The 18,841-nt window shown below is 73.1% G+C and carries 13 protein-coding genes and 1 pseudogene; 8 read left to right on the forward strand and 6 right to left on the reverse strand.

The features are described from left to right. Positions 1 to 283: 283 nt before the first annotated feature. Both WMF42_RS28495 and WMF42_RS28500 read right to left on the reverse strand, forming a co-directional pair. Complete coding sequence (locus WMF42_RS28495) at positions 284 to 4,318, reverse strand: protein kinase domain-containing protein (protein ID WP_437686044.1); 4,035 nt, start codon at positions 4,316 to 4,318, stop codon at positions 284 to 286. 8 nt (positions 4,319 to 4,326) lie between these two features. Then, entirely contained in the window at positions 4,327 to 5,052 is a 726-nt protein-coding gene (locus WMF42_RS28500) for a hypothetical protein (protein ID WP_437686046.1), read from the reverse strand. A 326-nt stretch (positions 5,053 to 5,378) separates the two neighbouring features. Here WMF42_RS28500 and WMF42_RS28505 point away from each other — a divergent pair, with 326 nt between their 5' ends. After that, on the forward strand, positions 5,379 to 6,779 hold the full coding sequence (locus WMF42_RS28505; protein ID WP_437686048.1) for a serine/threonine-protein kinase: 1,401 nt from the start codon (positions 5,379 to 5,381) through the stop codon (positions 6,777 to 6,779). 65 nt (positions 6,780 to 6,844) lie between these two features. Here WMF42_RS28505 and WMF42_RS28510 read toward each other — a convergent pair whose 3' ends face one another. From WMF42_RS28510 to WMF42_RS28520, 3 genes and pseudogenes are all read right to left on the reverse strand, one after another. Beyond that, positions 6,845 to 7,405 carry a carboxymuconolactone decarboxylase family protein gene (locus WMF42_RS28510; protein WP_437686050.1) on the reverse strand — a complete coding sequence of 187 codons (561 nt, stop codon included), beginning with the start codon at positions 7,403 to 7,405 and terminating at the stop codon, positions 6,845 to 6,847. An 80-nt stretch (positions 7,406 to 7,485) separates the two neighbouring features. After that, positions 7,486 to 7,950 carry a MarR family winged helix-turn-helix transcriptional regulator gene (locus WMF42_RS28515; protein WP_061610883.1) on the reverse strand — a complete coding sequence of 155 codons (465 nt, stop codon included), beginning with the start codon at positions 7,948 to 7,950 and terminating at the stop codon, positions 7,486 to 7,488. A 58-nt stretch (positions 7,951 to 8,008) separates the two neighbouring features. After that, positions 8,009 to 8,185: pseudogene (locus WMF42_RS28520) on the reverse strand (DMT family transporter); the annotation flags it as partial. 167 nt (positions 8,186 to 8,352) lie between these two features. On the opposite strand from WMF42_RS28520, the gene WMF42_RS28525 reads away from it, so the two are divergent. The 5 genes from WMF42_RS28525 (at position 8,353) to WMF42_RS28545 (ending at position 14,898) form a co-directional block, all read left to right on the forward strand. After that, positions 8,353 to 9,180 carry a TIGR02452 family protein gene (locus WMF42_RS28525; protein WP_437686052.1) on the forward strand — a complete coding sequence of 276 codons (828 nt, stop codon included), beginning with the start codon at positions 8,353 to 8,355 and terminating at the stop codon, positions 9,178 to 9,180. Between the two features lie 347 nt (positions 9,181 to 9,527). Next, the gene (locus tag WMF42_RS28530) at positions 9,528 to 11,186 is read left to right on the forward strand and encodes a serine hydrolase domain-containing protein (RefSeq protein ID WP_437686054.1); all 1,659 of its coding nucleotides are present in this window, start codon (positions 9,528 to 9,530) and stop codon (positions 11,184 to 11,186) included. A gap of 272 nt (positions 11,187 to 11,458) precedes the next feature. Beyond that, positions 11,459 to 12,115: a hypothetical protein gene (locus WMF42_RS28535; protein ID WP_437686056.1), complete on the forward strand. Its 657-nt coding sequence runs from the start codon at positions 11,459 to 11,461 to the stop codon at positions 12,113 to 12,115. 331 nt (positions 12,116 to 12,446) lie between these two features. Next, on the forward strand, positions 12,447 to 13,709 hold the full coding sequence (locus tag WMF42_RS28540) for a glucose-1-phosphate adenylyltransferase (protein WP_061610887.1): 1,263 nt from the start codon (positions 12,447 to 12,449) through the stop codon (positions 13,707 to 13,709). A 154-nt stretch (positions 13,710 to 13,863) separates the two neighbouring features. Then, complete coding sequence (locus WMF42_RS28545; RefSeq protein WP_061610888.1) at positions 13,864 to 14,898, forward strand: aspartate-semialdehyde dehydrogenase; 1,035 nt, start codon at positions 13,864 to 13,866, stop codon at positions 14,896 to 14,898. A 54-nt stretch (positions 14,899 to 14,952) separates the two neighbouring features. Here the strand turns inward: WMF42_RS28545 and WMF42_RS28550 are convergent, their stop codons facing one another. Continuing rightward, a complete protein-coding gene (locus WMF42_RS28550; RefSeq protein WP_437686059.1) occupies positions 14,953 to 15,972 on the reverse strand; it encodes a hypothetical protein in 1,020 nt (339 codons plus the stop codon). 332 nt (positions 15,973 to 16,304) lie between these two features. Between WMF42_RS28550 and WMF42_RS28555 the strand changes: the two genes are divergently transcribed. Next, entirely contained in the window at positions 16,305 to 17,597 is a 1,293-nt protein-coding gene (locus WMF42_RS28555; protein ID WP_437686061.1) for a Gfo/Idh/MocA family protein, read from the forward strand. Between the two features lie 107 nt (positions 17,598 to 17,704). Continuing rightward, positions 17,705 to 18,787 (forward strand): hypothetical protein, encoded by a 1,083-nt coding sequence (locus WMF42_RS28560; RefSeq protein ID WP_437686063.1) that lies wholly within the window; start codon positions 17,705 to 17,707, stop codon positions 18,785 to 18,787. The last annotated feature ends 54 nt before the right edge of the window (positions 18,788 to 18,841 follow it).

Genomic DNA, 18,841 nt, shown 5'->3' on the forward strand with positions numbered 1-18,841 from the left:
GTGGTCTCGGGTCGCGCAGGCCACCAGGGACGCTCTACGGACCGGCGCAAGCCGGGCCGCCATCGCAGCGTCGGGTGGCTTGGGGGGATCCGTAGCACGAGCCGGGAGGACCGTGTCAAGGCCGTCTCGACGGGCGGGACCCCGCGTGCGCGGCGTGCCGGGAGCAGCGAGCCAGGCGTGGAGCGGCACCCCGACCGACGCCCTCGCCGCCACGCCGAGGCGCGCGCGCCGATCGGCTCCGGCGCCGCGCGCTCGACCACGGCCGCGCCGAGCTCCTCCCCGTCTAGCGGCTGGAGGCGGGCAGGCTCCCCCGCTGCCGCTCGAGCCGCTCCCGCATCACGTTGGGGATCCTCCCGGCGGCCTCGATCGCCCGCTCGATCGCCGCGCGCGCCTCGGCGTGGCGGCCGCGCCGCGCGCACGCCCGCGCCCGCGCCTCGATGACCTCGATCTGCTCCTGCCCCACCGAGAACCGCGCCGACCGCTCCTCGAGCTCGTCCCACGCCTCGTCGCCCGCCTCCCGCGTCGACAGGTCGATCATCGACCACTGCACCTCTTCCGACGGGCCCATCTCCATGCCCCCGCGCCCCTCCGCGGCGGCCCTCTCCTGCTGGCTCCGGATCGTCTCGATGATCTCCCGCGCCCTTGTCTCCTCGCCCCGGTACAGGAGCACCCTCGCGAGCAGGAGCTGCACAACCGCCCGCGCCTCGTCCCCCCTCTGCTGGCGCTCGAGGGACACGGCCCGCTCCACATGGGACATCGCGATGTCCAGGTTGCCCATCAGGTAGAAATGTTCGCCGAGGTTGAACTCCCCCACGAGCTCCATCGTCCCCAGGCCGAGCTCGCGTGAGAGGGCGAGCAGGCGGCACGTGTCCAGGATCATGCCCTCATGGTCCCCGAGACACGCGCGCAGGAGCGCCCGGCTGTTGATCGCCGACCCGAGGTGCAGGCGATCGCCGCGCGCCTCGCACATCCGGATCGCCCGCTCCAGGACGGCCCCCGCCTGGTCCAGCTTGCCCAGCCCTGGATAGACGAAGCCGAGGAGCAGCAGCGAGATCACCAGCGTCTCGTAGCCGTCGTCGCCGACGGCCTCGGCCTGCGCCGCCGCGTCCTCGAGCGGCGGCGCCGCCGCGTCCTCGCGGCCCTCGTGGATGAGCGAGCGCCCCACCCCCATCGACAGGCGCGCCGTGAGCGCCGGCGGCAGCTCGCCCTGCGCGAGCTCCCTCGCCTGCTCCACCCGCTCCCTCGACCGCCCGTAGTCGCTCATCCAGTCGAGCGCCGTGGCCTCGTCGAGCAGGATCTCGATCTGCTCGATCCTGTCGCCCTCCTCGACAGCCATCGCCCGCGCGCGCTCGAGATCGCCGAGCGCGTCGTGGTAGCGGCCGAGCCGGTAGCGCATCAGCCCCCGGCCCCTGTACGCCGCCCTGCGCCGCGCGCCGCGCCCCTCGATCGGCTGCGCGAGCGCGCGGCTGTAGTGGAGCTCCGCCTCGACATAGACGTGGCGCGCCCTCGCCCGCTCGGCGAGCTCCAGGTAGGCCTCCTCCGCGACCGCCGCGAGCCCCGCCTCGGCGGCGTGGTGCGAGATCTTGAACCACCGCTGCTCCCGGCTCTCGTGGGCCGCCTGCCGGTGGTGCTCGTAGGCCGCGACGTGGATGCTCCGCCGCACGGCCTCGGCGACGCCGTGCGCGATCGCCTCCCGCATCAGCGCGTGCCGGAAGCCGAGCCGGCCCTTCCGATCGGCGACGAGCACGCCCGCCCTGACAAGGCGCTCGGTCCCGACCCGCGCGTCGAGGGGGAAGGCCGCGCCCTCGCCGCGCCGGTCCAGGTGGTCCAGCACGCCCGCGATCTCGTCGAGCAACACCTCGGCGCCGAGCAGCGCCACGAGCCGCGCGTGAGCGCCGAGCGCCGGCCCGAGCGCCGCGATCTCCCCCTGCGCCAGCGGATCGAGCAGCGGCAGCGTGGGCAGGCGATCGAGCTCGTCGGTCGCCAGGTACCACGCGTTGCCCCGCGGGTGCCGGCGCAGGATCCCCTCCCGCTTGAGCCCGTGCACGAGCTCCACGAGGAGCAGCGGCACCTGCTGCGAGCGCTCGAGCAGGCGATCGATCGCCTGCTCCGGCACGTCCCGCGCCGGCAGGAGCAGCCGGCGGCACAGCGCCCGCGCGCTCTCGGCGTCCAGGGCGCCGAGCCGGACGACCTCGCGCCGCGCCGCCCGCTCGCCCCAGGAGGGGTGCGCCTCGGCGAAGGCCGGGCGCCCCATCGCGCAGATCCACAGCGGCGCGGCCCCGTCCGCGAGCGCCGCGTACTCGAGCGTCGCGAGCGTCGCGTCGTGCGCGAACTGCGCGTCGTCGAGGAGGACGAGCACCGGCGCGGAGGCCGCGCGCCGGCGCAGGCACTCGCCGGCCGCCCGGATGCGCGCCGAGCGGAGCGCGCCCGGCGCGGCCCTGAGCGCCTCGATCTCGGGGAAGACATCGCTGCCCGTCCGCTCGTCCACCCACCCGAGCGCCATCGCCAGCCCCGCGCCGAGCTCCTCGCCGAGCGCGAGGCCGAGCCGCTCCTCGATCACCGCGCGGGCGGCGCTCTGCGGGGGCGCGTCGGGGACGTTGAGCGCCTCGCGCACGAGCTCCTGGAGCGTCGCGTCCTCGGCGCCGCTCGTGGGCTCCTGCGCGCGGAGATCGATCACCTTGGCCTGGGGAAAGAGCTCCCGGACCTTCTTGCCGAGCTCGGCGAAGAGGCGGCTCTTCCCGTACCCGGGCTCGCCGAGCACGGACACGACCGTGGGTTGCTTGAGGCGGACCGCCTCCTCGGCGGCGCGGACGAGCTGCTCGAGGACCTTGCGGCGGCCGATGAACGCGCCGGGATCCGTCGTGTCGCGCACCGCGCCGACGGAGCCGAGCGTCGGCGCGCACGCGAGCTCGTCCTCCGCCGCGGCGGGCGCCTCGGGGAGCGCCGCCGCGGCCGCGGGCGTGAGGAACGGCCCCGTCGGCCCGGACGCCGCGGGCCACCGCTCGGCGCGCGAGAAGAGCGGGCTCAGGAAGCGCGTCGCGCCGCCCGGCCGGACCTGGACCGAGACGGGCGCGAGATCGATCAGGACCCGCTCGCAAAGCCCCTCCCGCAGGAGCTCGTCGGCCGCGCGCTGCGCGTGGCGCGCGGGGCTCGCCGCGCCCTCGTGGCCGAAGACAGCCGCGTAGCGCGAGCCGGAGGCGTGCGCGAGCTCGCCGCCGAGCGCCCGGACCCGGCGCTGCACGACCGCGCGATCGGCAGCGCCCTCGAAGAACAGCAGCCCCGCCGCGCGGCGCGTGGCGCCGCCCGCCGCCCGCGGCCGGCCGCGCTCGCTCGCCGCCACCTCGTCCTCGAGCGCGAGCTCCAGCGCGGCGCGGAGCTCGGTCGCGCTGGCGAACCGCTCGCCCCGGTCCTTGGCCAGGCAGCGGTGCACCACGTCCTCGATCGCCCTCGGCACGGCCGCGCGCGAGGACAGGCGCGGGGGCCTGCGGCTCCTGTGGTCCTCGAGCACCGCCGCGCGCGGCCCCCAGAACGGCGGCCGGCCGGCGAAGAGCTCGTAGAGGATGACGCCCATCGCGTAGATGTCGGCGCGCGCGTCGAGGTCCGCGCGCCCGGCGGACTGCTCCGGCGCCATGTACTCCGCCGTCCCGAGGGCGAGATCCTCGTCCTCGGCGGCGCCTCGCCGCCCCACGACGCGGGCGATGCCGAGGTCGATGAGGGTCGCCTCCCCTGCCCCGTCGACGAAGATGTTCTCGGGCTTGAGGTCGCAGTGCACGTACCCGCGCCCGTGGACGACATCGAGGGCCGCGAGCGTCGCGAGGCCGAGCCGCGCCGCCTCGTCGACGCGCGGCGCCGGGCGGGCGGCGAGGCGGGCGGCGAGCGTCGGCGCCGCGACGCGCGTGAGCACCGCGTACGGCGAGCCGTCGTCCAGCGCGCCCCACGCGTGCACGGCCGGCACGCAGGGGGCGCCCACGGCCAGGAGCGCGTCGATCTCGCGGCGCAGGCGCAGCCCTGCCCCGCGGCGATCGGCGCGCGCGAGCTTGATGGCCACCGGCGCCCCGCCGCCCTCGGGCTCGGCCTCGAAGACGGTGCCGAAGCCGCCCTGCCCCAGGATCCTGAGGGTCAGGTAGCCGGCGAAGCGGGGCAGCGCGACAGGGACGACCTCGGTGATGTCGAGCACCGTCGCGTCATACGGCAGCGGCCGATGGTGCGCCGGGCACTCGGGACACGAGCCCTGGTTCCTCCGCCCGCACGACGGGCAGCGCCGGCCCTCGACCGGCGCGCCGTCCGGCTCCTCGCCTCGGGGGGCCTCGACGCGCATGCTCGATCCTACGGGGGCAAGAACGACGTGATCACCACTTCCGAGTACGCCGTGGACGAGGTCGCGGGATTGTCGAGACATCGGGAGTAGTAGCCGCCGATTGCATCGGGCTCGCGGTTGCAGATCGTATCGCACGAGCCCGTGAGCGCGATAGGACCACACGCCTGCGTGACCGTCCCCCCGGTCGCCGGATCGGTGGTGAGGTGACCTGCCGCACAATCTCGCATCATGCTCCGCGCGCGGTGGATGCCCTCGGGCGCGTGACAGGAGCGCAGATAGGGCGTCGAGCTGAACACGTTGCCCCAGAACGCGCCCTCTCTCACCGTGTAGGCCGAGCGCTCCGCCGCTGGCGAGGCCAGCGGGGTCTGGGTGCCGCGCAGGGAGATGTTCACCGAGACGCCGTACCAGTTCGTCCGCGATGCGAGGCACGCCGAGATCCAGCGCTGGAAGTAGGGATCGCTCAGCGGACCGTAGGCCCACCAGTCCGCGATCCCGAGGTTGCCGGCGTAGGTCTCCGCGTGGCTGACCCCGCCGCTGTCGGTCCACGAGAACGAGAACGACTGGTCCGGCCTGAGCGCGCAGCTCACGACGTACCGCAGGAGCTCCCTTGACAGGGCGCCGTCGGTTCCCGGATTCTGGATGGCCGCGCGCGAGCTCCAGCTGAGGGAGCCCGGGGTCAGCGCGCCCTGGCTGAGCGTGAGCGGCGTGAGGGCGGTCTGCGTGAGCGCGTTCAATGCCAGCCTGTTGGCAATCAGGCTATTCCCGACGACGACTGCTCCCTCGGCCTCCTCTATCAATTCGTCCGGTTGTTCGTCGATCTCGGCCCCGATGCAGGCGGTAGTAACCAGAGGTATTGCGAGCAGCGCAACAGTCCGCGTACAGCAAAGGAACATCTTGGTTCCCCCTTTCATCGACGGTCCCAGCGTTTCAGTGTCGAGTAGCGGCCAAGTTTAAGTTACCATTTGGAAACGCTCCTGCATATACCGGTTCACCCAAGATCGCGCGCGAGCGAAACAGCGGCGCGCGCGGCAGACCTTGACGCGGCGCGCGGTGAGGGGAGATGACGAAAGAAGACGAGACGAGGCCGTTTTCCGATGTCGAGAGGGCCAGCGCCCGCGGCGAGCTCGCGCCGGGCACCGTCGCCGGCGACTATCTCCTCGAGGGATTCATCGCGCGCGGCGGTTGCGGCGTTGTCTATGGAGCGAGGCACGCCCGATCCGGGCGGCCCGCCGCGGTGAAGGTGCTGAGCGAGGCGGTAGCCCACTCTCGCCGTGTGGTCGAGCGATTCGCTCGCGAGATCGAAGCCTTGCAGCTCATCTCCCACCCCAACATCGTAGAAATTTACGAAGTAGGTGAGATGGACAACCACCAGCCCTTCTATGCGATGGAGCGCCTCGAGGGGCAGACGCTCGACGCGCTGATCAGGGCCGAGACGCGGCTCGCGCCCCGGGAAGCGCTGGATCTGTTCGAGCCCATCTGTGCGGCGCTCGGGGCCGCGCACGCCGCGGGGATCATCCACCGCGACGTCAAGGCGAGCAACATCTTCATCTGCTCCGGCAAGCCGCGCACCGTGAAGCTGCTCGACTTCGGTATCGCAAAGCTGATGGGGCCCGAGGAGGGCCAGACCTGGCTGACGACCGCCGGAAGAATGCCCGGGACGCCATCGATCATGGCGCCGGAGCAGATCCTGGGCGGCCCCATCGATGCTCGGGTGGATGTTTATGCGCTCGGCGTGCTCCTCCACCGCATGCTGGTGGGGAGGCTACCCTTCCATACACACGATATGGACGAGATGGTTCGCAAGCACCTCGAGGAGCCGCCGATGCCCCCGAGCTTGCGGGTCCCGCTTCCTCTCGAGCTCGACGCGGTGGTGCTTCGCTGCATGGAGAAGCGGCGGGAGCGGCGGTTCAGCTCGGTGGAAGAGCTGGTGCGCGCGCTCCGGGAGGCGATCGGCGAGCCCGCGTCGGGGGTGCAGAGCGGGCCCGACCCGACGATGCCGGCGGTGGCGGTGTACCTGGAGATCCGGACGCGCGGCTCCGACGAGCTCGACGAGGGGCTCGCGGCCGACATCGGGCAGGTGCTCGACATGGCCGAGTCGCAGCTCTCGAGCGCGGGGTTCATCCTGGCCTCGACCACCGGCAACGAGGTGCTCGGGGTGCGCCTGCTGCCGGCGGACGCGGCCGAGCAGCACAGCGAGCGGCGCGCGGCGATCGAGTTCGCGACGGCGCTGCACGAGGCGCTGGACCGACGCGACGGGGCGGACGCGCGCGTGCACGTCAACGTGTGCGTGCACGCGGACGAGGTGCAGGCGCGGCCGACGTCGCCGCCCGAGATCACGGGGGGCGCGCTGATGTGCGCCGGGCTGTGGGCGCCGGCCGACGACGTGCGGGGGGTGTTCGCGACGCCGAGCGCGACAGCGGGCCTCGACGGCGACGAGGCGCCCGCCCGGCGCCGCGCGTGACGAGGCGCCGCGGTTGAGGAGCGCGCGGGCGCGGGGAGCTGCGAGCGCCGGCGACGCCGGGCGCGTCAGCGCAGCGCGTGGCTGCGGGTCATCCGGTTCGCGAACGTCGACAGGGTGAAGGCGGCGATGCCGACGATCACCTCGAGGGCCTGCTCGGCGGTGAAGCCGGCCTGGACGAACGCGTCGAGCTCGGCGTCCGGGACCTGACCGCGCTCGCGCAGCGCCGCCTCGGTGAACCCCGCCAGCGCCTGGAGGCGCGCGTCGGGCACCGGCGCTCGCTCGAACAGCGCGGCGGCGACCGCGGGCGGCGCGCCCGCGCGGAGGAGGAGCCCGCGGTGCATCGCGCGGCAGAGATCGCAGCCGTTCTCGGCCGCGACCACCATCACCACGACCTCGCGCTCCACCGGCGAGAGCGTCGCCCCCTCGAAGAGGGCCTTGAGCTCGTCGAAGGCGCGCACCAGGAGCGGCGAGGTCGCGAAGCGGGCCACGGGCAGCGGCAGGAAGCCGAACTTCTGCGCGATCTGCGCCAGCGCGGGGCGCGCCGCCGCAGGCGCCGTGTCGAGCGTGTGGGCGGGGAAGTGGGGGGAAGCGACGGAGCGCGCGGGAGCAGCAGCGGGCAGGCTCATGGGTGGGTCTCCTCGGGGTCAATGGTTGTCAATACAAGCAACTGGACGTCGAGGCGCCGGGGCGAGGTGCGGCGCCGCGCTCAGCCCTCGGGCTCGAGGTTCGCGAGGAGGCGCTGCAGCGTGCGCCGGGTCGTGAGGAGGTCGTCCTCCGGGATGCCGGCGCGCAGCGCGTCGACCAGGGCCATGGCCTCGCTCGACAGCGCCTTGCGGAGCTTTCGCCCGTGCGCTGTCAGGTACACGAGCCGGGCGCGCCGGTCCGTCGGGTCCTGGCGGCGCGCGACAAGCCCGTCGCGCTCCATGAGCGCGAGGATGCGGCTCATCGTGGGCACGTCCCGGAAGGTGCGGTCGGCGAGGTGCGTCTGCGTGACGCCCTCCTGCTCCCACAGCCGGACGAGCACCATCCATTGCTCGGGCGTGATCTCGACGCCGTGCGCGCGGAAGCGCCGGTACATCGCGGCGCGGGACGCGAGGTACACGCGCGACACCCAGTAGCCGAGCGCGTTGTCGAGGATGATCCCGCCGTCGGCCGTGAACTGGTCGCGCATCGTGGACCGAGCGTAGCGCGGAGGAATTGATTGTCAATACAAGTATCGTCCTGTCGACCCTGCCCGACCCGCGCGGTCGCGCCGAGAGCAGCGCGATGAGCAGCGGCCAGAGGTACGCGATCAGGCTGACCTGCACGGGCGGCGCGGCGGAGAGCGCGTAGAAGTAGAGGGCGTGGGAACCGAACAGGCCGCCCACGCCGGCGCTCGCCCTCGCCCGCGCTGCTCGCGAGCGAGCGGCTCGCCCTCGTGGCGCGAGACGGGCCGTGGGCGCGCTTCACCGTGCATCGCTGACGGCCCGCCGGCGCTGGCGGCCCGCCGGTCTCCTGGAAGGTGGCGGCCGGAGATCGCGCCGCCGCGCGCGCTTCGCTGGACGATGGGCCGCGGCTCGCCAATCCTTGCGCGATGAAGCTCACCAGCGTCGCCGCCGACACCGTGCAGATCGGGAGTCGGGGAGAGTACACCTCGCCCTCGGGCGCCACGGTCCACATCCGCGACCGCGTGCTCGCCGCGGTGAAGGGGACCGTGCTTTACCGGCCCGGATCACTCGACGCGTGGGAGCCGAAGGCGCGCCTCGATCGACCGCCCGTGATCGAGGTCACCGGGGAGACCACGGGGGCGGCGGGGCGGCGGCTGGTCGAGCGGGAGGGCGAGGCCCGCGTTGTCGCGCTCAACTTCGCGTCGGCCAAGAACCCCGGGGGCGGGTTCCTGCGCGGGGCCAAGGCCCAGGAGGAGGACCTCGCCAGGTGCTCCGCGCTGTACGCGTGCCTCGTCGAGCAGCGCGAATACTACGACCAGAACCGCGCCTCGGGGAGCTTCCTGTACACGGACCACCTCATCTACGCGCCGGAAGTGCCGTTCTTCCGCGACGAGCAGCACGCGCTGCTGGAGCGGCCCTTCGCGCTGTCGATCATCACCATGCCCGCGCCGAACGCCGGAGAGGCGCTCCGGCGGGACGGGTCGGTGGACCAGGACATCCGCGCGACCCTCGAGCGCCGCGCGGCCATGGTGCTCGCCGCGGCGGGCGCGCACGAGCACCGGTGCCTCGTCCTCGGGGCCTGGGGGTGCGGCGTCTTCCGCAACGACCCGCGCGAGGTCGCCGACGTCTTCGCGCAGGCGCTGGATCACCCGCGCTTCCGCGGGGCTTTCTCGCGCGTCGTTTTCGCTGTGTACGACCGGGGCGACGATCAGCCGAACTACCGCGCCTTCCGCGAGCGGTTCGCCAGCGCCTAGCGCGCTCCGCCGGACCGCCGCCCCGCCGCGAGCGGCGGGCGTCCACCGACAGATCGGACGAGGGCGCCCGCTCGCCCTGGAGCAATGCGCGCGGCTGTGGGGGGACGTGTGGAGTCGCGACATGCGGCGCACCGTCGTGGGCAATCGCCGGACCGCGCGCGGCCACGACGACGCGACGAGCGCGGGCGCGGGTCACGCACCCTGGCAGACACGCGCCCCCGGCGCACGTCGAGGGCGCTCCTCCCGTCACCCCTCGAAGCAAAAGCAAAAATCGAAAGCGGAGATCCTGCGTCGGCTCCTTTCGATTGGTCGGACCGCGATCGAGGAGCGATAATGATGGTTCCGCCTTGAGGACGCCTGACAACAAGCTCGCCGTGCTCCTCGCGACGGCCGCCTTCTTCTCCGGAGCGCTCCCGATCGTGAGCGGATGCGCGTCGGCCCCGCCCGCCCCGCGCGCCGTGAAGGCCGCGGCCCCGGCGCCGCTCCTGCAGCGCTTCGCCAGCGAGCCCGCGCCGACCCCGCGCTTCCTCGATCCGGAGCGCGGGCGGCGGCTGCGCTCGGTAACGGCCGAGGTGCAGGGGCTGGCGCAGCGCGCCGCGGAGCGGGAGCGCCTGCCCGCCCTCGCGCTCGGCGTCGTCATCGACGAGGAGCTCGCGATCCAGAAGGTGACCGGCGTGCGGGACGTCGCGCTGGGCGGAGCGGTCGACGAGCACACGCGCTTCCGCATCGGCTCCATCACGAAGGCGCTGACCGCCGCGGCGATACTGCGGCTCCGCGACGAAGGGCGGCTGTCGATCGACGCCCCGGCGGCGCGCTACCTGCCCGCGCTCGCCGGCGTCGTCTACCCGACGCGCGACTCGCGGCCGATGACGGTGCGCGACCTGCTCACGCACAGCTCCGGCCTGCCCCGGCTCGGCGTGTTCTCCCCGGCGTCCACGGCGCGCGACGTCACCGAGCGCGAGATCCTCGCCACGCTCGACGGCTTCGGGCTCGAGAGCGCGCCGGGCACCGAGACGTCCTACTCGAACCTGGGCTACTCGCTCCTCGGGCTGCTCGTCGGGCGCGCCGCGGGCGTCCCCTACAGGCGCTACGTGCACGACGCGCTGCTCGCGCCGCTCGGCATGCGCGACGCCGCGTGGGACGGCGCAGAGGTGCCGTCCGCCTCGCTCGCGTCGCCGCACGTGCGAGCGGGCGGCGCGGTGACGCCGATCCGGCCGTGGCGGCTCGGGGCCTCCGAGTCGACAGCGGGGCTCTACGCGAGCCTCTCCGACATGGGCCGCTTCATCGGGTTCCAGCTCGCCGCCTGGCCGGCGCGCGACGCGCCCGAGACGGGCGCGCTGCGGCGGAGCACGGTGCGCGAGTCGCACATGATGGCGCGCAACGGCTCGGCCTTCCCGGCCGCCGGCGGCGCCGACGGCCCCGGCCTCGGCTGGCACGTGCGCGAGGACTGCGACCTCGGCCACGTGGTCTTCCACAACGGCCTCATCGACGGCTTCTCCGCCTCGGTGATCCTCCTGCCCGAGCGCGGCGTCGGCGTCGTCTCGCTCGCCAACGTGGCCGGCGCCGACCTCGAGTCGCTCAACGAGAAGGTCCTCGGCAAGCTCCAGGGCACCGGCGCGATGGTCGCGCGCGTCGTCCCGCCCTCCCCCTCCGTCCGCCGCGCGGCCCAGGCCGTCGCCTCGGTCATCGGTCGCGCGCGGACGGACCTGCTCGACCGCCGGCTCCGCCCTGGCTGGTTCGCCGAGGATCACCTCGCGACCTTGCGGCAGGAGCTTCGCGACGTGGGCTCGCGCATGGGCGCGTGCGCGCTCGACGGCTCGGCCATGGTGGAGAGCGCGACGTCGGCGCGCTTCGGCCTCCGCTGCGAGCACGGCGCGCTGTCGGTGGCCGTGCGCGTGGACACCTCGCCGGACCCGCTGATCACGTCGCTCAGCGTGGAGGAGCAGACGGGCGCGACCGCCTGGGAGGGCGCGCGCCGGTACGCCAGGCCAGCGCGCTGCCGCTGAGCTCGCCTGCGGCCCTGCCGTCGCGCCGCGGCCTCAGCCATCGTGCCACACCTGTGGCAGAGCGCCCCCACACGAACGAAAGGTAGAGCTCGCTGGAGTACAGCGAGGTAGCTGCCGATTCTCCGGCGGCGCCATGAGGCTGGCTCGCGCCGTGCATTGCGCCGGCTCCGCTCACGCAACGGCTTTCGGTTGTTCTTCAGCGAGCCTCCGTGACCGGGGGGCTCGCTTCAACGCTGCTTGCCCGCCTCGGGCGGCGGCGAGGAGATCGATCCATGAGATATCTCGTTCACTCTGTCGCGCTTTCGGCCTTGATCGCTCTCGGCGGTATCGGGTGCTCCAGCAACTCGCAGCCTGCGCAGAGCCCGTCCGGGGCCAGCGGCTCTCAGGGCACCACGGGAACGCAGTCGCCGTGGGGGTCGGACGCCAGCGGCACCGGGGCCAGCGGCGCTCCGGGGACCGGCAGCCCCCTGGGTCAGCCCTCGACGGGCGGCATGGGAACCGGCAGCGACATGGGGACCGGGCAGGGCGCCCCCGGGACGAGCACGGGCACCGGCGCAGCAGGCACCGGCACCGACGGCAGCGGGATGACCGGCACCGGCGCGACCGGCTCGGGCCCCGGGTTGACCGGCACCGGCACCGGCGCGACCGGCTCGGGCAGCAGCGCGACCGGCTCGGGCAGCAGCGCGACCGGCTCGGGCAGCAGCGCGCCCGGCTCGGGCACCGGCGCGACCGGCTCGGGCGCCGGGACCCCCGGCGGCTTCCGGGGCGATACGAGCAGCGGCCAGCAGTCGCCCACCACGGGCACGACGGGCACCACGGGCTCGCAGAACAAGAAGGGTGGCACCGCGGGCACCGGCACCGGCACCCAGAGCCCGGGCCAGGGCAGCGGCAACGCGGGCGGCGCGCAGGGCTCCGGGGCGCCCCGCTGAGCTCCGGCGGAGCCGTCGACTCTCTCCGCGCCTGAAGGGGCGCGCGCCCGCCCGCGAACGCTCATCGCCGCTGCGGCGACGCGGCGCGGCGCGGGCGCGCCGGATCAATCCCCACCTCGAGCGCATGGCAAACGCCGGAGATCAGCGTCTCCGCGTCTCCGCCTCATCACGCATGTTGCCCTGAGGGCGCTCCGGTGATAGCGAGGGCCGCGACGCCACCGCGCCCCGCGCGCACCGGGTTTCGGCTCGACCGATCACGGTGATCGGCTAGTCTAGTCGCGCCCATCGCTCCGGGCGTCGAACCGTCCCCTCTCACCTCGCGGAGGTCCGCTTGAAGCACAACGACGTGGTGGTTTTGATCCTCGGCGGAGGCGTCGGAAGCCGCCTCTACCCGCTCACCAAGCTGCGCTCGAAGCCAGCCGTCCCGACCGGGGGCAAGTACCGCCTGGTCGACATCCCGATCAGCAACTGCCTCAACTCGGGCTTCAACCGCATCCACATCCTCACGCAGTACAACTCGGTCTCTCTCCACAACCACATCACGCAGACGTACAGGTTCGACGTCTTCTCCGCGGGCGCCGTGCAGATCCTCGCCGCCGAGCAGACGCCCAACCACAGCGATTGGTACCAGGGCACGGCCGACGCGGTCCGCAAGCAGCTCGGAGAGGTCAAGTCGCCGGACCCGCGCGACGTCATGATCCTCTCGGGCGACCACCTCTACCGCATGGACTACGAGCCCTTCCTCGCCCACCACCGCGAGACCCGGGCCGACGTCACGCTCGCCGTGCGCCCCGTCCCGACCGCCGAGGTCTCCCGCCTCGGCATCGTGGACACCGACGACGCCGGGCGCGTTGTGAAGTTCATCGAGAAGCCGAAGGACATGAAGCTGCTCGACAACGTGCGGCAGATCCCGGACCCGAAGAACCCGTGGCTCGCCTCGATGGGCGTCTACATCTTCCGCGCGAAGGCGCTCTACGAGATGCTCGAGCGCGACAACTCGTCCGACTTCGGCAAGCACATCCTGCCGCAGTCGCTCGACACCCACCGGATGGTGACCTACACGTTCGACGGGTACTGGGAGGACATCGGCACGATCCGGAGCTACTACGAGGCCAGCCTCGCGCTCACCGACACCAACCCTCCGTTCTCGTTCTACGATCCGCAGCGGCCGATCTACACCCGCCCGCAGTTCTTCCCCCCGGCCCACGTCACGGCCGGCTCGGTGCTCGATCAGGTGCTGCTCGCCGAGGGGAGCCGGATCATCGAGTCGAAGATCTGCCGGTCGGTCGTGGGGCAGCTCTCGTCGATCGGGCCCGACGTCACCATGTCGAACACGGTCATGATGGGCGCGGACTACGAGTCCCTGTTCTCCGTCCAGGCCCCGGAGAGCACGCGGGGGCTGCCCCCCATCGGGATCGGCCGGGGGTGCAAGATCGACGGCGCCATCATCGACAAGAACGCGCGCATCGGCGAAGGGGTGGTGATCCGCAACCTGCCCGATCGCGAGGACGCCGACGCCGAGTTCTACGCGGCGCGCGAGGGCGTCGTTGTCGTCCCGAAGAACGCCGTCGTCCCCCCGGGCACGGTCATCTGAGCAGACGCCCCCGTCGCTCCTCCGCCGACGTCCCCGCCAACGTCCCACCAACTCGGAACAACGCGTCGCGTCATAACGCGGCGCTCATCCGGCTGTCTCGCCATCTCGCCAGGCCCCTCGTCGGCTGGGCCCTGCTCTGGTAAAGAGCAGCCCTATGCGAATCTGCATTCTCGGCGCTACGGGTCTCGTCGGTCGCGAGACCATCTCCCTCATCGCGCGGGCGTGGCCCGGCGCAACGCTCGCCCTGTTCGCGAGCCGGGACCAGGAGCTGACCCTCGACGGCAAGTCGTACGAGGTGCTCGGCGCCTCGCGCCTCGAGGCGCAGGACGCCCCCCGCGGGGACCTCGCGTTCGTGGCCCTGGATGACGAGCACAGCAAGCGGTACGTGCCGCGGCTGCTCGACCTCGGGTACCGCGTGATCGACAAGAGCAACACGTACCGCGCCGACCCGAAGGTGCCGCTCGTCACCGCCGGGGTGAACTCGAGCCTCGTCGACGAGTCGGTCCGGCTCGTGGCCAATCCGAACTGCACGACCATCCCGCTGACGCTCGCGCTCTCGCCCCTGCGCCGGGAGTTCGGGCTGAGCGCTGTCACGGTGAGCACCTACCAGGCGGTCAGCGGCGCCGGCATCGCGGCCCTCGACGCGTTCCTCGCGGACGCGCGCGACGGCTACCAGGCCCTCGATCGGCTGGGCCTGCCGTTCAAGCTGTCGGGCTACGCGGGCAACACAGTCCCGCACAACGGCGGCACCGACGAGAGCGGCTTCTCCTCGGAGGAGCGGAAGCTCATCTTCGAGAGCCGCAAGATCCTCGGCATGCCCGAGCTCGGCGTCTCCGCGCAGTGCTGCCGCGTCGGCGTCGCCGTGGGCCACTACGAGAACGCGTGGGTCACGTTCGAGCGCCCGGTCGACCTCGAGCGGGTGACGGGCATCCTGAGCGATCCGGCGCTGTCGCCCTTCGTGAAGCACCTCCCCGGCGCCGCGGGCGAGGGCCTGAGCGCGCTCCACTGCGTGCAGGACCGCGACCTCGCGCTTGTCGGGCGGATCCGCCCCGACGCGCGGGACCGCGACAGGAAGAGCGTCTGCCTCACCGTTGTCGGCGACAACCTCCGGCTCGGCGCGGCCACCAACGCGGTCCGCGTCGCGACGCGCTGGTTCCAGAGCGCCGATCGGGACCTGCAGGCCCCCTGACCAGCGCGCCCGCCCTCGACGACGTGCCGCGCTGCGGTTAGCGCCGCGGCGTCGTCACGGCGCCGCGCCCGGCCAGCCGGCCCCGATGGGGAGCTCCTGCACGTCCGGGAAGAGCATGTAGACGCGCCTCCCGTCCGACGTCTGGACGTGCGGCGGGGCGGGCGCGGCCGCGGCGACGCACGCGCGCACGGCGCGCCCGAGCGCGGCCGCGCCGTCGAGCGCCTGGCTCAGCGCGGCGAGCGCCTGCGCGAGCTCGGGGAGCGGCGCCTCGCCCGACGTGCCCCGCGCGACGAGCGCGTCGATCTCGAGGTCGTTCACCCCGAGGTCGGACGGCAGCGGGTGGCGCAGGCGCGCGGGCTGCGCCGCGGCCGCGCCGGAGAGGACCCGGCGCTTCGCCTCGGCGCCCGCCTCGCCGAAGCCGGTGACGAGCTCGAAGAGCGCCGACGCCACGCCGAAGCCGGGCGGCCGAACGTCGAGCGAGACGTCGGGCGAGGGGGCGCTCATCCCCAGGGTGTCGAGGAACTCGAGCCCGGTGTAGCTCGGCATCGCCGAGCGCTCGGTCTCGGGCAGCGGCGGCGCGACGCACACCTCGCCGGTCTCGAAGACGATGACGCGCGCGTACGTGAAGTCGGCGTGCGGCACGGCGAGCCGCACGCGCGCGAGCTGCGCGGCGACCTCGACAGCGGCGCCGGGCTCGAAGCGCGAGCCCGGGAGGTAGCGCGCGATGCCCCCCAGCGTCATGCCCGCGCCGTCCGGCCAGGGGCAGACAGCGACGTGCCGCGGCGCGGCCTCCTCCTCGCCCGGCGTGCACACGCGCTCCAGGCCGAACGAGCCGGGCGCGAGGAGCGGCGGCGGCTGGCCCGCGACCCGCCTGAGGTCGTCGAAGAGGCGCGCGCGCTGGTCGCCGTGGTGCTCGGGCACGAGCACGCGCGCGCCGAGGAGCAGCGCGACGGTGCTCCCGACGCGCGCGAGCCAGGCCTCGGGCACGCCGAGGTGCTCGTAGAGGCGGGCCTCGACGATGAGCTGCCACTCGCGGGGTGGCTCGGGCGGGCGGGACGCGGCGGTTCGGTACATGTCGGGTGCGGGGCCTCGAACGATGCGTGCTCGGCCCCGGATCCACGGGCGTGACGAGCGGGCTCGCGAGACAGCGTATCCAAGCCGCGTCCCGCGCGAAACACGGCAATGAGCCGCTCCAGCCGGAGGAGCTGCGCTCCGCCGGAGCCGCCATCATAGGGTCCATCCGCACCGGGGCGTGACGCGCTGGCGCACGGCTCGCTCCTCACCCGGCTACATCGCCGTCCGAGGGCGAGAATCCGGCGGGACCCGACGCTCACGGGCCGCCCGGCCGTGCAAGCCTGCGGCCCACCGGAGGGGTCGGGTGCCCTTCCACGACAAGGAGCCTCTCGATGGGTGGATCCGGAGACATTGTATCCCGGCGCGGCCTCCTGCGGACGGCCGGCGGGCTCGCTGTCGCGGGCGCGATCGCCAAGCTGGGCGCCGCGTGCGCCAGGGCGGAGAGCAACGCGGGCGCGTCCCCCGAATCGCCAGCGCCCGTCAAGCTGCCTCGCCTGATGGCGCCGACCGAGCGCGAATCCGAGGAGATGCCCGCCCCGCTCGCCCCGGACAAGCGCGTCGGGTTCGCGATCGTGGGCCTCGGGCGGCTCTCGCTCGAGGAGCTCCTCCCGGCCTTCGGCGAGTGCAAGTACGCGCGGCCCACGGCGCTCGTCAGCGGAGACGCGCAGAAGGCCGAGCGGGTGGCCGGGCAGTACGGGATCGATCCGAAGAGCGTCTACAGCTACGAGACGTTCGATCGCCTGAAGGACGACAAGGCCGTCGATGTCGTCTACATCGTGCTGCCCAACAGCATGCACCGCGAATTCACGATCCGGGCGGCGCAGGCGGGCAAACACGTGCTCTGCGAGAAGCCGATGGCCAACACCTCGGCCGAGTGCGTGGAGATGATCGACGCGTGCAAGAAGGCGAACCGCAAGCTGATGGTCGCGTACCGACTCCAGTACGAGCCCCATCACCGCGAGATGATCCGCCTCTGCCGGGCGAAGGAGATCGGCCCGATCAAGACGATCACGGCGGTGAACGCCCAGCACCAGGGCGACCCGGACCAGTGGCGGCTGAAGAAGGCGCTGGCCGGGGGCGGGGCGCTCCCGGACATCGGGATCTACTGCCTGAGCGCGGCGCGCTACCTCACGGGAGAGGAGCCGATCGAGGTGCTCGGGTCCGCCTACAGCACGCCCGACGACCCGCGCTTCCGCGAGGTCGACGAGACGGTCGACTTCTTCCTGCGGTTCCCGAGCGGGGCGCGCGCTGTCTGCTCCACGAGCTACAGCTGTCACCAGTCGAAGCGCCTCCGCGTCATGGGGCCCGAGGGCTGGGCGGACATGGACCCGGCGTTCCCCTACCAGGGCCTCCGCATGCGCGTCTCGCGCAAGATGCAAGGCAGCCCGATCGAGGACGCGAGCGAGCGGAAGCTGGTCGAGAAGAACCACTTCGCCCTGGAGATGGACCACGTCGCGCAGTGCGTGCGCCAGGACCGGCCGCCGCACACGCCGGGCGAGGAGGGGCTCCAGGACATGCGCCTCATCGAGGCGATCTACGCGTCGGCGCGCGAGGGGCGCCCGGTGAAGCTGGAGCCTGTCGCGGGGCTGGACGCCTTCCGGGGGCCGCCGCCGGACAAGGGCTAGGCGGCGCGCGTCCGGCGCTTTCACGAGGAGCGCGCCCGCCGCTCGCCCCGGCGCGGCCGTGATCTCGGCGACGTCGAGGCGAGAGGCTTCGGGTTACGATGCGCTCCATGAAGCGCTTTCTCCTGTTGAGCATCCTCTGTTGGCCGGCTGTCGCGTGCAGCCCCGAGAGCCGAGACTTCGATCCTGCGACCTCCGAGGCCACGAGCGCGGCGACGTCTGGCAGCGGCGGAGGCGTGGCCGCCTGCGACGATGGACTGACGTTCTGTTCCGGCGCCTGCGCGGACACGAGCTCCGATCCGGATCACTGCGGCGCTTGCGGCCACCACTGTCTGGGACAGCCGTGCGTGGACTCGCGCTGCGAGCCCCTGGTCCTCGCGTCGGGCGGCGTCGAGCCGATCGACATCGCTGTCGACGACACAGCGGTCTACTGGGTCGATCCTGGCGCTCGAAAGGTGATGTGGGTACCGGTCGGCGGCGGCAATGCGTCTGCCTACCTCGAGGCGGAGGAGCCCTTCTATCCCGTGAGCATCGCGCTCGGCTCCGGCAACATCTATTACGCTGACTCGGGCCTCGAGTACATCATGCTGACATCGTTCGACGGCGCCTTCGAGATCCTCGCGAGCGTCCAGACCTACCCGCTCGACATCGCGGCCGACGAGGCGAACGTCTACTGGACGAGCGGCGGCCTGGGCACTGTCATGAAGGTGCCGATCGACGCCAGCGGCGACGCCGTCGTGCTCGCGGAGGGGCAAGACTCCCCGCTGGCCGTCGCGGTGGACGCGACGCACGTCTACTGGGTGAACGAGGGCGGCACCGTGATGAAGGCGCCGATCGAGGGCGGCGATCCCGTCGTGATCGCGGACGGCCAGAGCAAGCCGCAGGACATCGCGGTGGACGCGACGCACGTCTACTGGACCAACGACGGAGGCACCGTGATGTCGGCGCCGCTCGAGGGCGGCAACCCCACCTTGCTCGCGGACGGGCAACGCAACCCGCGCAGGATCGCGGTGGACGGCGCCGGCGTGTACTGGACCAACGACGGAGGCACCGTGATGACGGCGCAGTTCGGCGGCGATGCGCCGATCACGCTCGCGACGGGGCAGGACCACCCGCTCGGCATCGCGGTGGACGCCACCAGCGTGTACTGGACGAACAGCGCCGGCGGCACCGTGATGAAGCTCCCGAAGTAGGTCCCCGCCGGCCGCCGCCCCGCGCGCCGCCCCGGGAAGCGCCGCTCCACCGCG

It is taken from the genome of Sorangium sp. So ce176 (genome assembly GCF_051519835.1).
In the GTDB taxonomy this organism is placed as follows: Bacteria; Myxococcota_A; Polyangia; order Polyangiales; family Polyangiaceae; genus Sorangium; species Sorangium cellulosum_G.

Coding starts and splice junctions, on each gene's coding strand:
- WMF42_RS28495 (WP_437686044.1), bottom strand. CDS start 4,318: ATGCGCGTCGAGGCCCCCCGAGGCGAGGAGCCGGACGGCGCGCCGGTC.
- WMF42_RS28505 (WP_437686048.1), top strand. CDS start 5,379: ATGACGAAAGAAGACGAGACGAGGCCGTTTTCCGATGTCGAGAGGGCC.
- WMF42_RS28510 (WP_437686050.1), bottom strand. CDS start 7,405: ATGAGCCTGCCCGCTGCTGCTCCCGCGCGCTCCGTCGCTTCCCCCCAC.
- WMF42_RS28515 (WP_061610883.1), bottom strand. CDS start 7,950: ATGCGCGACCAGTTCACGGCCGACGGCGGGATCATCCTCGACAACGCG.
- WMF42_RS28525 (WP_437686052.1), top strand. CDS start 8,353: ATGAAGCTCACCAGCGTCGCCGCCGACACCGTGCAGATCGGGAGTCGG.
- WMF42_RS28535 (WP_437686056.1), top strand. CDS start 11,459: ATGAGATATCTCGTTCACTCTGTCGCGCTTTCGGCCTTGATCGCTCTC.
- WMF42_RS28545 (WP_061610888.1), top strand. CDS start 13,864: ATGCGAATCTGCATTCTCGGCGCTACGGGTCTCGTCGGTCGCGAGACC.
- WMF42_RS28550 (WP_437686059.1), bottom strand. CDS start 15,972: ATGTACCGAACCGCCGCGTCCCGCCCGCCCGAGCCACCCCGCGAGTGG.
- WMF42_RS28555 (WP_437686061.1), top strand. CDS start 16,305: ATGGGTGGATCCGGAGACATTGTATCCCGGCGCGGCCTCCTGCGGACG.
- WMF42_RS28560 (WP_437686063.1), top strand. CDS start 17,705: ATGAAGCGCTTTCTCCTGTTGAGCATCCTCTGTTGGCCGGCTGTCGCG.